Source organism: Knoellia sp. AC549 (genome assembly GCF_979258975.1).
The window spans coordinates 3,749,248-3,761,815 of the sequence record NZ_OZ409890.1 but is presented as its reverse complement, the minus strand read 5'-3'; the positions used below and the strand labels follow the sequence as shown (position 1 = coordinate 3,761,815).

General features: G+C 68.7%; 11 protein-coding genes and 2 pseudogenes. 6 read left to right on the top strand and 7 right to left on the bottom strand.

Features of this window, described 5'->3' with window-relative positions:
• Window positions 1-5: 5 nt before the first annotated feature.
• The 7 genes and pseudogenes from ACZZ98_RS18350 to ACZZ98_RS18320 all read right to left on the bottom strand — a co-directional run bounded on the left by ACZZ98_RS18350 (window position 6) and on the right by ACZZ98_RS18320 (window position 5,558).
• Window positions 6-711, bottom strand: a pseudogene (locus tag ACZZ98_RS18350) (ABC transporter ATP-binding protein).
• A gap of 5 nt (window positions 712-716) precedes the next feature.
• Window positions 717-1,592 carry an ABC transporter ATP-binding protein gene (locus ACZZ98_RS18345; RefSeq protein WP_463517579.1) on the bottom strand — a complete coding sequence of 292 codons (876 nt, stop codon included), beginning with the start codon at window positions 1,590-1,592 and terminating at the stop codon, window positions 717-719.
• Window positions 1,589-1,729 (bottom strand): hypothetical protein, encoded by a 141-nt coding sequence (locus ACZZ98_RS18340; RefSeq protein WP_463517578.1) that lies wholly within the window; start codon window positions 1,727-1,729, stop codon window positions 1,589-1,591. The genes ACZZ98_RS18345 and ACZZ98_RS18340 overlap by 4 nt, the downstream gene beginning before the upstream one ends.
• Before the next feature lie 25 nt (window positions 1,730-1,754).
• The gene (locus ACZZ98_RS18335) at window positions 1,755-2,744 is read right to left on the bottom strand and encodes a branched-chain amino acid ABC transporter permease (protein ID WP_463517577.1); all 990 of its coding nucleotides are present in this window, start codon (window positions 2,742-2,744) and stop codon (window positions 1,755-1,757) included.
• Window positions 2,741-3,334, bottom strand: a complete 594-nt coding sequence (locus ACZZ98_RS18330; RefSeq protein WP_463517576.1) for a hypothetical protein — start codon at window positions 3,332-3,334, stop codon at window positions 2,741-2,743. The genes ACZZ98_RS18335 and ACZZ98_RS18330 overlap by 4 nt, the downstream gene beginning before the upstream one ends.
• Window positions 3,331-4,254, bottom strand: a complete 924-nt coding sequence (locus ACZZ98_RS18325; RefSeq protein WP_463517575.1) for a branched-chain amino acid ABC transporter permease — start codon at window positions 4,252-4,254, stop codon at window positions 3,331-3,333. Before ACZZ98_RS18325 ends, ACZZ98_RS18330 begins: the two co-directional genes overlap by 4 nt.
• Window positions 4,255-4,361: 107 nt before the next feature.
• On the bottom strand, window positions 4,362-5,558 hold the full coding sequence (locus ACZZ98_RS18320; RefSeq protein ID WP_463517574.1) for a branched-chain amino acid ABC transporter substrate-binding protein: 1,197 nt from the start codon (window positions 5,556-5,558) through the stop codon (window positions 4,362-4,364).
• Between the two features lie 277 nt (window positions 5,559-5,835).
• Between ACZZ98_RS18320 and ACZZ98_RS18315 the strand changes: the two genes are divergently transcribed.
• The 6 genes and pseudogenes from ACZZ98_RS18315 (at window position 5,836) to ACZZ98_RS18290 (ending at window position 12,397) form a co-directional block, all read left to right on the top strand.
• Complete coding sequence (locus tag ACZZ98_RS18315) at window positions 5,836-6,351, top strand: Rieske (2Fe-2S) protein (RefSeq protein WP_463517573.1); 516 nt, start codon at window positions 5,836-5,838, stop codon at window positions 6,349-6,351.
• Window positions 6,352-6,430: 79 nt separating this feature from the next.
• Window positions 6,431-8,417 (top strand): annotated as a pseudogene (gene uvrC / locus ACZZ98_RS18310) (excinuclease ABC subunit UvrC).
• A complete protein-coding gene (rapZ, locus tag ACZZ98_RS18305) occupies window positions 8,410-9,321 on the top strand; it encodes an RNase adapter RapZ (RefSeq protein ID WP_463517572.1) in 912 nt (303 codons plus the stop codon). Before uvrC ends, rapZ begins: the two are co-directional and overlap by 8 nt.
• Window positions 9,318-10,271: a gluconeogenesis factor YvcK family protein gene (locus ACZZ98_RS18300; RefSeq protein WP_463517571.1), complete on the top strand. Its 954-nt coding sequence runs from the start codon at window positions 9,318-9,320 to the stop codon at window positions 10,269-10,271. The genes rapZ and ACZZ98_RS18300 overlap by 4 nt, the downstream gene beginning before the upstream one ends.
• Window positions 10,272-10,294: 23 nt before the next feature.
• On the top strand, window positions 10,295-11,275 hold the full coding sequence (gene whiA, locus ACZZ98_RS18295) for a DNA-binding protein WhiA (protein WP_463517570.1): 981 nt from the start codon (window positions 10,295-10,297) through the stop codon (window positions 11,273-11,275).
• Between the two features lie 225 nt (window positions 11,276-11,500).
• Complete coding sequence (locus ACZZ98_RS18290; RefSeq protein WP_463517569.1) at window positions 11,501-12,397, top strand: type IV toxin-antitoxin system AbiEi family antitoxin domain-containing protein; 897 nt, start codon at window positions 11,501-11,503, stop codon at window positions 12,395-12,397.
• The last annotated feature ends 171 nt before the right edge of the window (window positions 12,398-12,568 follow it).

Genomic DNA, 12,568 nt, shown 5'->3' with positions numbered 1-12,568 from the left:
GCCGCTCAGTCCTCGCCGAGGTAGGCCTTGCGGACGTCGTCGCTCTTGAGGAGCTCGGAGCCCGTGCCCGAGAGGACGATCTTGCCGACCTCCAGGACGTAGCCCTTGGTCGCTCGCTTGAGGGCCGCCTGGGCATTCTGCTCGACCAGCAGGATCGTCGTGCCCTGCTCCTGCAGCGTCGTCACCGTCGACATGACGGTCTTCATCATGAGCGGTGACAGGCCCATCGAGGGCTCGTCGAGCATGAGGAAGCTTGGGGCGGCTCATCATCGCGCGACCCATGGCGAGCATCTGCTGCTCACCACCGGAGAACGTGCCGGCCGCCTGGGCCTTGCGCTCGCCGAGGATCGGGAACAGCTCGTAGGCCGCCCTGAGATCCTTCGGGACGTCGCCGTCACGTCGAGCGAAGGCTCCGAGGAGGAGGTTCTGCTCGACCGAGAGCCGCGGGAAGATCCGACGACCCTCGGGGGAGTGCGCGAGACCGAGCGTGACGATGTCGTGTGCTGCCGTGGCATCGATGCGCTTGCCCTGGAAGCGGATCGATCCGCTCACGGGGCGCAGAAGACCCGAGATGGTGCGCAGGGTCGTCGTCTTGCCGGCGCCGTTGGTGCCGATGAGGGTGACGACCTCGCCCTCGTCGACGCTGAAGCTGATGCCCTTGACGGCCTTGATCTTGCCGTAGGCGACGACGAGGTCCTTGACCTCGAGCATGGGGCTCACAGCTTCTCCTCCGTCGAGTGCGGGACGTGGTCGGACGGCGGGGCCGGGACCTCGTCCTCGTCGTCATCGTCTCCGCCGCCGATGTAGGCGTCGATGACGCGGGGGTCGGACTGGACCTCACCGGGGGTGCCCTCGACGAGGACCTCACCCCGGACGAGACAGAGCACGCGGTCGCAGAGACCGAAGATGAACCGCATGTCGTGCTCGATGACGACCACGGCGAGACCGCTGTCCCGGATCCGGAAGATGAGGTCGGACGCCTGCTTCGTCTCCTGCGGGTTCATGCCGGCCGTGGGCTCATCGAGGAGGATGAGCTTGGGGTCGGTGGCCAGGGCGCGAGCGATCTCGAGACGCCTCTGGTCGCCGTAGGGCATGTTGCGCGCGAGGTGCTCCGACGACTCACCGAGACCGACGAACTCGAGGAGCTCCTGGGCCCGCGCGCGGGTCGCCTCCTCCTCACGCCGGAACTTCGGTCCACGCAGGATCGAGGTCAACGCCATCGAGGTGGTCCGGCAGTAGCGCCCGACCATGACGTTCTCGAGGGCCGTCATGTTGGCGAAGAGGCGGATGTTCTGGAAGGTCCGGGCCATGCCGGCGATGACGACTGCTCGTGGCTTGGGCGGAAGGACCTCACCGCCCAGCGTCACCACACCCTCGGTCGGCTTGTAGAGACCGGTGAGGCAGTTGAAGAAGGTGGTCTTCCCGGCGCCGTTGGGACCGATGAGGCCGACGATCTCGCCCTCTCGGACGGTCATGTCGACGTCCTTGACCGCGGTGAGCCCACCGAAGCGCATGGTCACGCCACGCGCCTCGAGGATCGCAGCGCCGACCGTCGCCGCACCTGCGGGTGGGGGAGTCTCGGTGATGGTCATGCCTTGGCCTCCGCTTCCTCGAGATGGACTTCTTCGATGCGTTGCGCGAGCCCTTCGTCTTCCTCATGGAACTCGAGCTTGCGCCGCTGGCTCGCGATGAGGCCCTCCGGACGGAACCGCATCATGAGGACGAGCACCAGTCCGAAGATCAGCAGTCGGTAGTCAGCGATGAAGCGGAAGCTTCTCGGGGAGGAGCTTGAGGATCGTGGCACCGACGATGACGCCGGCCACGGTCCCCATGCCGCCGAGGACGATCGCCGCGAGCAGGAACGCGGACTCGAGGAAGATGTACTGGTCGGGCGTCACGGACACGTCGTGGTGGGCCTTGACCGTGCCGGCCATGCCGGCCAGGAACGCGCCTCCGGCGAAGGCGAACAGCTTGAGCCCGAAGACGTTGACGCCCATGGCCTCGGCTGCCTTCTCGTCCTCGCGGATCGCGACCCAACCACGGCCGATCCGGCTGTTGTTGAGGCGGGTGAACACGAGAATGATGATCACCGCGATGAGGAGGAGCAGGAAGTAGTAGTTCGCGAACCTTCCGAGGGTGACCCCCAGGATCGTGTGGGGTTGACCGAAGTCGAACGACCCGATGGCGAGCTCCGGGATCGCCGGGACCCCGTTGGGTCCGTTGGTGAGGTCCGGGCCGTTCTCGCCGTCGAGGTTGCCCATGGTGAACCGGAAGATCTCACCGAAGGCCAGGGTCACGATGGCGAGGTAGTCACCGGAGACACGGAGTGTCGGCGACCCGATGATGAGCCCGAGCAGCGCCGAGAAACAGGCACCGACCAGGACGACCACGATGAACGGCGGCTTCCAGTCGATCGTCGCGAACGCTGACGTCGAAAGCACCGCACCGACGTAGGCGCCGGCGCCGAGGAAGGCGATGTAGCCGAGGTCGAGCAGCCCGGCGAGGCCGACGACAATGTTGAGGCCGAGGGCGGTCGCCGCGAAGATCAGCACCTGCGTGGCGATGGACATGTTCTCGTCCGAGCCGCCCTGGGTGAACGGGAAGAGGAACGCCACCGCGAAGAAGCCGAGCATGAGCACCGGGCGGTTCTTCTGGGCGATGAGCCCGACCCAGGTGAAGAGCCCGGCCTTGGACAGGGCCACCGCGACGAAGGCGACGAAGAGCAGGAAGAGCGAGAGCTTCACCCGTCGCCGATGTCGAGCGCGTAGGCCGCGCCGAAGAGCACGAGCGCCATCAGCACGATGATCGTGCAGATCTCCAGCCACGACGACGTCTTGGCGAAGAGCGGGTCGCGGTGCTGACGGGAGACGAGCATCAGGCCGGCTGCCGCGAGGAGCAGCGCTCCGAGGAGCGAGATCCAGCCGCCGGGGTTGACGTTGACGAGGCCACCGGACTCGTAGGCGATCGCGCCGATGGCGATGACCATGTAGGCGACGGCTCCGAGGCCGAGGACGCGCACGGCAGCGGCCGTGTCGAGCCACTCGCCAAGGCCGTGCAGCGGACCCTTGTGGGCCAGCAGGAACACCAGGGCGGTGACGCCGAGGGCGATCATGCAGATCTGCACGCCACCGGGGTAGCCGTCGATCGAGAGGTCACCGAGGACGTCCTTCGTGAAGCTCCACGAGAGGAACGTGCCGGCGATGAGGATGACAGCGCCAGCGAGACCGAGGGGCCAGGCAGCGGCGCTGCCGCGCCCGGGGACGCGCTCGAGGAGCGGCACCTTGGCGGCGTCGTCGTCGTGGTCGTGCGTGAGGTCGGTCGTCGAGGTGCTCATGCGCGGTCCACCACCCGGGCGCCGAGAAGGCCCTGAGGCCTGAAGACGAGCACGAGAATGAGAAGCACGAACGCCCACACGTCCTTCCATGCCGACCCGCCGAACTGGCCGGGTATGAACTGGGTGGCCATCGACTCGGCGATGCCCAGGGTGAGACCGCCGACGATCGCACCCTGGATGTTGCCGATGCCGCCGAGCACCGCAGCCGTGAAGGCCTTGAGGCCGGCGAGGAAGCCCATGCGGAAGTCGATGTTGGAGTTGAGCAGACCCTGGGCCACACCGCCCACGGCAGCGAGCGCAGCACCGAGCGCGAAGGCGATGACGATGATGCGGTTGACATTGATGCCCATGAGCTGAGCCGTGTCCGGGTCCTGCGAGACGGCCTGCATGCCCTGGCCGAGGCGCGTCCGGTTGACGAAGAACCACAGGAAGATGGCGGAGATGACGAGCGCACCGACGGTGAAGATCGCGGCCCGCTGGATGTTGAGGCCACCGATGGCCAGCGCGGACCCGGTGACGACGTCGATCTCGGGGAAGGTCAGCTTGCTCTTCGCGCCGGGGTAGAAGAGGCGGATGGCCTCCTGGAGGAACACCGAGATGCCGATGGCGGTGATGAGCGGCGCCAGGCGGGGGGCGTTGCGGAGCGGCCGGTAGGCAATGCGCTCCATGACGACGGCAGTGAGGACGGACACGAGCACGGCGCCCAGCACCATGATCGGAAGGACCCACAGGCCGGTCTGGCCCTTGAAGAGGACACTCCACGTGGCCAGGGCGCCGAAGGCCCCGATCATGAAGACCTCACCGTGGGCGAAGTTGATGAGCTGGACGATGCCGTAGACGACGGTGTAGCCGACGGCGATCAGCGCGTACAGCGACCCGAGGGTCAAGCCGTTCACGATCTGTTGCAGGAACTCGGTCATCGCGGAACCGGCACCTCTCTGTTTGGGGGCTGGCACATTCAAGCAGGGGCGGACTCTCGCCCGCCCCTGCTTGGATGAACTACGTCAACGCGTCGGACTGTTGCCGATCAGCTGACGTTCTCGGACTTGACGGTGGCCCACTTGCCACCCTCGACCTTGTAGCCCGTGATGACCTTGACCTTGGTGTCGCCGAACTCGTCGAACTCGACCTTGCCGGTCACGCCGTCGAACGAGACCTTGCCGACCTCGTCGACCGTGGCCTGACGAGCGCCCTTGGCGTCATCGGCGTCCTTGAGGGAGACCTTGAGCGCGTTGATGATGGCGTTCGCTGCGTCGTACGAGTAGCCGCCGTAGGCCGCGGACGGCTCGGCGTACTTGGCTGCCTCGTAGTCGGCGAGGAACTTCTTGCCGGCCTCGCTGGCGTCGGTGGGCTCACCGACGGAGGTGGCGAGGTCGCCCGTGGACGTCGAGCCGGCCAGCGCGATGAACTGCGGGTCGAAGATGCCGTCGCCACCCATGAGGGGGACGTTGAGGCCACCGGCCTTCATCTGCTTGGACAGCGGTCCGCCCTGCGGGTACTCGCCACCGTAGAACACGGCGCCGGGCTTGGACGGGGCGACCTTGGAGACGACCGGGGAGTAGTTGGACTCGTCCGGGTTGATCGTCTCGGCAGCCACGACGTTTCCGCCGGCGGCCTTGTAGGCCTCGGTGAAGTACTGGACCAGGCCCTGGCCGTACGTCTTCTTGTCGTGGATCGTGGCGACGGTCTTGATCCCCTGGTCGATGAGGAACTTGGCCGCGAAGCCACCCTGCGCGATGTCCGTGGTGCAGGTGCGGAAGAACGTCTTGTAGGGACGTGCGTTGCCATCGGCGCCGCGGGTCAGCGACGGGCCGGTGTTGGCGGGGGAGATCTGGGTGATGTTGGCAGCCGCGAAAACCGGCTGGGTCTGCTGGCTGACACTCGAGTTGAGGTTGCCGACGACGCCGACGACCTGGTCGTCCGAGGCGAGCTTGGTGGCGCCGTTCTTGCCGACGTCCGCCTTCCCCTCGTCGTCCACGGCCTCGACCTGCAGGGTCCACCCGGGGATGGCCTTGGAGTCGTTGGCCTGCTTGACGGCAAGCTCGACAGAGTGCTGGATGCCCTTACCGAGGGCGGACAGGTCACCTGAGAGCGGCGCGATGACGCCGATCTTCGCGACCTTGGCGTCTCCGCCGGTGGTGCCACCGGTGTCTTCGCTCTCTCCGCGGGTGCCGCATCCGGCGAGTGCGATCGAGGCCACCAGCAGCGATGCACCCATGGTCATGACGGAACGCTGAGCCACGTTTCCTCCTGAAACTTCTTCTCCCGCGGCGGATCAGCCGAGGAGCTCGCGACGGGTGTGCGAGCACCGCGAACAATAGCCACGGGATGTGCCGTTTCCGGCCACGTTGACGCAAGTTGTGCCGAGTCGTTACCAAGGGTGACGTGCACACTTATGTGTGCGATCTTCACAGGCGGCCAACAGGAACCGTCGGCATACTGGCGGCACACCGTACGAAGCAGCGTACGAACTGACCCCGCAGGACGAGAGGTTGAGGACCATGGCAGAAGCACTGGACACCCGAGACGCGACACCAGACACCGATCTGGCGCGGCTCTCCTGCTGCGGCCGACGCGAGGCCATGAGAGCGGCGGGTGTGGTCGCGATCGCCGGTGTCGGGCTCACCGCCTGCGGCACGAGCGCCGAGGACGTCGAGGGTGCCGCGAGCGGAGCTGCGTCGGCAGCGACATCGGCGGCCTCGTCCGCCGCCTCGGGCGCGGCCGGTGCCGTCAAGGACCTCGCCAAGAAGGCCGACATCCCCGTCGGCGGCGGGACGATCGTGGAGTCCGCCAAGGTCGTCATCACCCAGCCGACGGAGGGCGAGTACAAGGCCTTCTCCGCTGTGTGCCCCCACCAGGGCTGCAACGTCACGAGCGTCGAGGACGGGCTCATCAAGTGCTCGTGCCACGGCAGCCAGTTCGACATCGCCACCGGCGCGGTCAAGCAGGGCCCGGCCACGTCGGGCCTGGAGGTCAAGTCCGTGACCGTGGGGGCTGACGGCGTCAGCGTGACGTGAGCACACGGCATACCGGACAGGTATGCCGTCCGGGCAGGGGCGTCCCGGGCTGACGGTGCCGCGTCCTAGGGTTGGGGATGTGGCCCACCCGTCGTCGTATCGTCCCCGGCCGGGAGAGATCCCGACCGATCCGGGCGTCTACCGGTTCCGTGACAAGGACGGCCGGGTCATCTACGTCGGCAAGGCCAAGTCGCTGCGTCCCCGCCTGTCCTCCTACTTCCAGGACATCGGGTTGCTCCACCCGCGGACGGCCTCGATGGTCATGGCCGGAGCCAGCGTCGAGTGGACGACGGTCCTGACCGAGGTCGAGGCCCTCCAGCTCGAGTACTCGTGGATCAAGGAGTTCGACCCGCGGTTCAACGTCAAGTACCGCGACGACAAGTCCTATCCCTATCTCGCGGTGACGATGGGTGAGGAGTTCCCACGAGCGCAGGTGCTGCGGGGGGCCAAGCGCAAGGGCACCCGCTACTTCGGACCGTACGCCCACGCCTGGGCGATCCGGGAGACGCTCGACCAGGCGCTGCGGGTCTTCCCGATCCGCACGTGCTCCGCCGGGGTGTTCAAGCGCGCCAGCCAGGTCGGCCGCCCCTGCCTGCTCGGCTACATCGACAAGTGCTCCGCGCCGTGCGTCGGGCGCGTCGATGCCGACACCCATCGCCAGATCGCCGAGGACTTCTGCGACTTCATGGCGGGGGAGAAGCTCGAAGTTCGTCAAGCGCCTCGAGCGGCAGATGCGCGAGGCCTCCGACGCGATGGAGTTCGAGACCGCGGCTCGGCTGCGTGACGACATCGGGGCGCTGCAACGCGTCCTCGAGAAGTCGGCCGTGGTCTTCGGCGACGGCACGGATGCCGACGTGTTCGCCCTCGCCGACGACGAGCTCGAGGTCGCGGTCCAGGTCTTCCACGTGCGCGGCGGCCGCATCCGGGGTCAGCGCGGCTGGGTGGCCGAGAAGGAGTTCGAGACGGTGCCCGAGGTCGTCGGACACCTCCTGCAGCAGCTCTACGGCGGAGAGGAGGGCGAGGGCGTGCCCCGTGAGGTCCTCGTGCCGGTCATGCCGGACTCCGCAGAGACCCTGGGTGAGTGGCTCTCCGGGCTGCGGGGGAGCCGGGTCGACCTGCGCGTCCCCCAGCGCGGCGACAAGCGCACCCTCATGGAGACCGTCGAACGCAACGCGACCCAGAGCCTGGCCCGGCACAAGGTCGCGCGCGCAGGTGACCTGACGGCACGCTCGCAGGCCCTCCAGCAGCTCCAGGAGTTCCTCGCCCTCGACGAGTCGCCGCTGCGCATCGAGTGCTACGACATCAGCCACGTGCAGGGAACCCAGGTCGTCGGGTCGATGGTCGTCTTCGAGGACGGGCTCGCCCGCAAGGGCGAGTACCGCCGGTTCATCGTCCGCGGCCACGAGGGCGCCGACGGCGCCGACGGCGCGGACGGCGCGGCCGGGCCGATCGACGACACGGCCGCCATGCACGAGGTCCTCACCCGCCGCTTCCGCCGCTACCTCAAGGACCGTGACCAGCCGCAGGGGCGCGACGAGGAGACCGGGCGGCCGACCCGCTTCGCCTATCCACCGCAGCTGGTCGTCGTCGACGGTGGCCTGCCACAGGTCAACGCCGCGGCCCGCGCGATCGAGGACCTCGGCATCGTCGACGTCGCCGTCGTGGGGCTCGCCAAGCGACTCGAGGAGGTGTGGGTCCCCGGGCAGGACTTCCCCGTCGTCCTGCCGCGCACGAGCGAGGGGCTCTACCTCCTCCAGCGACTGCGTGACGAGGCGCACCGCTTCGCCATCACCTTCCACCGCCAGCGGCGGAGCAAGGCCATGACGAACTCGGCACTGGACGGCATACCGGGCCTGGGTGACGTCAAGCAGAAGGCGCTGTTGCGCCACTTCGGCTCGGTGAAACGGATCAGGGCAGCGAGCCTGCTCGAACTGGGGGAAGTCAAGGGAATCGGCCATACGCTGGCAGAGACGATCCAGCGCGAGCTGACCGGCGCGCCCACCGAACCCACGGTCAACCTCATGACCGGCGAGGTCATCGACGACGAGAGGGGCAGCGATGCCTGACAGTCCCGTCCCGGAGAGCCAGCAGCCCGCCGCGGCATCTGGCGCCGACTTCGTCATCGTGACCGGCATGAGCGGGGCCGGGCGCTCGACCACCGCCAACGTCATGGAGGACCAGGGCTGGTACGTCGTCGACAACCTGCCGCCACAGCTGCTCGTCTCGATGGCCAAGCTCGGCAACCAGGCCCGCGCCGAGGGCCGCGAGATCAAGATCGCCGCCGTCGTCGACGTCCGGAGCCAGCACTTCTTCACCGAGTTCGAGGACGCGGTCCAGCACCTCCGGTCGACGGGCTGGACGCCCCAGCTGCTCTTCCTCGACGCGACCGACGAGGCGCTCGTCCGGCGCTTCGAGTCGGTCCGGCGCCCCCACCCGCTCCAGGGTGACGGCCGCCTCCTCGACGGGATCCAGCACGAGCGCGAGATCCTGCGTGACCTGCGGTCGCGGGCCCAGATCGTCGTCGACACCTCCGGCCTCAACGTCCACCAGCTCGCCCGCAAGATCGCACCACTCTTCGGGAGCGGAGACGGGCCGTCGCTGCGCCTCGCCCTGCTGTCCTTCGGCTTCAAGTACGGCGTGCCGCTGGACGCCGACTTCGTCTTCGACATGCGCTTCCTCCCCAACCCGTTCTGGGTGCCGGAGCTTCGACCCCTCGACGGTCGGGACGCGCAGGTGTCGGCGCACGTCCTCGGTCAGAGCGACGCCGGTGAGTTCCTCGACCGGGTCGTGGCCCTCATGGAGCCCGTGACCCGCGGCTACCACTCCGAGGGCCGGCGCTACGTCACGCTCGCGATCGGCTGCACCGGCGGCAAGCACCGCTCCGTGGCCATGGCCGAGGCCCTGGCACAGCGACTGGCCTCCGACCGCATCGAGACCTTCCTCGTCCACCGAGATCTGGGGCGCGAGTGAGTCGGCCGGTCGTTGCGGCTCTCGGCGGCGGTCACGGGTTGGCGGCGTCACTGGCCGCCCTCCGCTTCGTCACCGACGAGATCACGGCGATCGTCACGGTCGCCGACAACGGTGGGTCGTCGGGGCGGTTGCGGGGAGAGTTCGGCGTCCTCCCACCCGGTGACCTGCGCATGGCGCTGTCCGCGCTCTGCGAGGAGACCGAGTGGGGGCACACCTGGCGCGACGTCCTCCAGCACCGCTTTGCCGGCGACGGACCGCTCGGGGGCCACGCCCTCGGCAACCTGCTGATCGTCGCCCTCTGGGAGCTGCACGAGGACCCCGTGGCCGGGCTCGAGCTCGTCGGCCGCCTGCTCAACGCGCGGGGTCGTGTCCTCCCGATGGCTGCGGTCCCTCTCGACATCGAGGCCGACGTGATGGGCGCCCACCCGGAGCAGCCCGACGAGGTCACTCTCGTGCGCGGTCAGGCCCAGGTCGCCACGACCAAGGGCCAGGTGCGCGAGCTGCGGCTCCTCCCGGCCAACCCGCCGGCATACCCCGAGTCCATCGCGGCCATCCGCGCGGCCGACTGGGTCGTGCTCGGACCGGGGTCGTGGTTCACGTCGGTCATGCCCCACCTCCTCGTCCCCGACCTGGCCGAGGCCCTCTCGGTCACGCGTGCCCGACGCCTCCTCGTGCTCAACCTCGAGATGGTGACCAACGAGACGGCCGGCTTCAGCGCCATCCACCACGTGGAGTCGTTCGCCGCCCACGCGCCCGGGATCACCCTCGACGCCGTCCTCGCCGACCCGTCGGTCGTCGACGACGAGCAGGCGCTGGCCGCGGCCTGTCGGGCCGTCGGCGCGGAGCTCCACATCCACCGCGTGGCGATCGCCACCTCGCCGACCCAGCACGACCGGCTGCGACTGGCGGCCGCGCTGCAGGACGTCCTTGGCTCGGGGCGCCGCCCCTGATGTCGCGTGGCAGGATGACGGGCATGGCAATGACGGCGAAGGTGAAGGACGAACTCAGCCGCCACGAGGTGACCAAACCCTGTTGCCGCAAGTCGGAGGTGGCCGCGACGCTGCGGTTCGCGGGTGGGCTGCACATCATCGGGGGACGGATCGTCGTCGAGGCAGAGCTCGACACGGCAAACGCCGCGCGGCGGCTGCGTCGCGAGATCCACGAGCTCTACGGGCAGACGCCCGAGATCCTCGTGCTCGCGGCGGGCGGGCTCCGCAAGGGCAGTCGCTATGTCGTGCGCGTCGTCCAGGACGGCGAGGCACTTGCGCGACAGACCGGGCTCATCGACGGTCGGGGTCGACCCGTGCGTGGCCTGCCCCCCAAGGTCGTCTCGGGGTCGGTGTGCGACGCCGAGGCGGCGTGGCGTGGAGCGTTCATCGCGCACGGCTCGCTGACCGAGCCGGGCCGGTCCTCCGCCCTCGAGCTGACCTGCCCCGGACCCGAGGCCGCGCTGGCACTCGTCGGTGCCGCGCGCCGGCTCGGCATCCAGGCCAAGGCGCGCGAGGTCCGCGGCATCGACCGGGTCGTCATCCGGGACGGTGACGCCATCGGCGCGATGCTCACCAGGCTCGGCGCGCACGACGCGGTGATGGCCTGGGAGGAGCGCAGGATGCGACGCGAGGTCCGGGCCACGGCCAACCGGCTCGCCAACTTCGACGACGCCAACCTGCGGCGATCGGCCCGCGCCGCGGTGGCGGCGGGGTCACGCGTGGGTCGGGCTCTCGAGATCCTCGGCGACGACATCCCCGACCACCTCCGTGAGGCCGGCCAGCTGCGGCTCCAGCACAAGCAGGCCTCGCTCGAGGAGCTCGGCCAGCTGGCCCAGCCGGCGATGACCAAGGACGCCGTCGCCGGACGCATCCGACGTCTGCTCGCGATGGCCGACAAACGCGCCGAGGACATGGGCCTGCCCGGCACCGACGCCGACCTCACGCCCGACATGCTCGACACCTGAGCCGAACCGGCGCAGGCTCGACCCCGCTCCCTCCCTCGCCCCTTTATCGGGTGACCCGATAAAGGGGAGCTCCACCCGGGTTGGCACATCAGGTGAAGCGGGACAAAGTCGGGTCGGGAGCAGCGGTGGGTCGCTCATCCACAGGGCCAAGCTCAGGTCCGCGTCGTCCACAGGTGCACACACTGACTCTGGCGCCCCTGCCAGGAGCCCACGCAGGCTGTGGCCATGGATGATCTGATCCCCGTCGGGAGAACCGAGTTCGCTCTGTTCGCGACTCATGAAGCGATGAAGCTCGGCCTCGATCGCAAGACTCTCGCGCGCCTGCGTTCCCGGGGCCAGGTCGAGTCGGTCTGCCGTGGGGTGTATGCCGTCGGCACGAGCGATCTGTCGCCGGAGTCCCAGCATCGTCGGCTGGCGTGCGCAGGCCTTCTCCTCTATCCGGACGCCGCCGTGAGTCATGCATCGGCACTCGCGTTGCGCGACGTTCCGATCTGGCCGGCGCTGCCGGCACGGGTCGATCTCGTGCGACCGCTGACCCACGAGGTCCTCACCCAGTCCTTCCGCATGCGACCGCGACACGGCACGGTGGAGCTGGTCGGTGAACTCGCCGCCTGCGACGTCGCCGCCAGCCTCATCCACTACACGATGGACGCGGGCCCGACGTCAGGCACGATCGCCGCGGATCACGCGCTGCGCCTCGGCCTGGTCGACAGAGGCCAGCTGCAGGCGGCATACGCCCTGGTCACGGGACAGCCGCACAGCGGCAGGTGCCAGATGATGCTCACCCTGACCAACGAGAGACGCGAGTCGGTGGGGGAGTCTCGGTTGGGCGTTCTCGCGATCGCGGCCGGCATACACCTCGTTCCTCAGGTGACCATCTTCGACGAGGACGGAGAGTTCGTCGCCAGGGTGGATTTCGTCGTGGAGGGGACCAAGATCGTCGTCGAGTTCGATGGCAAGCTGAAGTACGCCGACGGCGGCCCGGACGCCCTCTTCGCCGAGAAGCGCAGAGAGGATCGGCTGCGCCGCCTGGGCTACACCGTGATCCGGGTGACATGGGCAGATCTGCAGCATCCGGGGCGGATCGCCGCGTGGATCCGCTCGGCCGTCGCTGCCGCCTGACCCAGGCAACCGGCCCGGCGCCGGGGCTTGACCCGACTTCGGCCCGCTTCACCCGAGTTGCCAACCCGGGCAAAGCGGAGCTTTATCGGGTGACCCGATAATGTGGCGGTGCGAAAACGGTTACTTGACCGTACGACGGACCTCCGCCAAAGGGCCCGGGGACCGGCACTA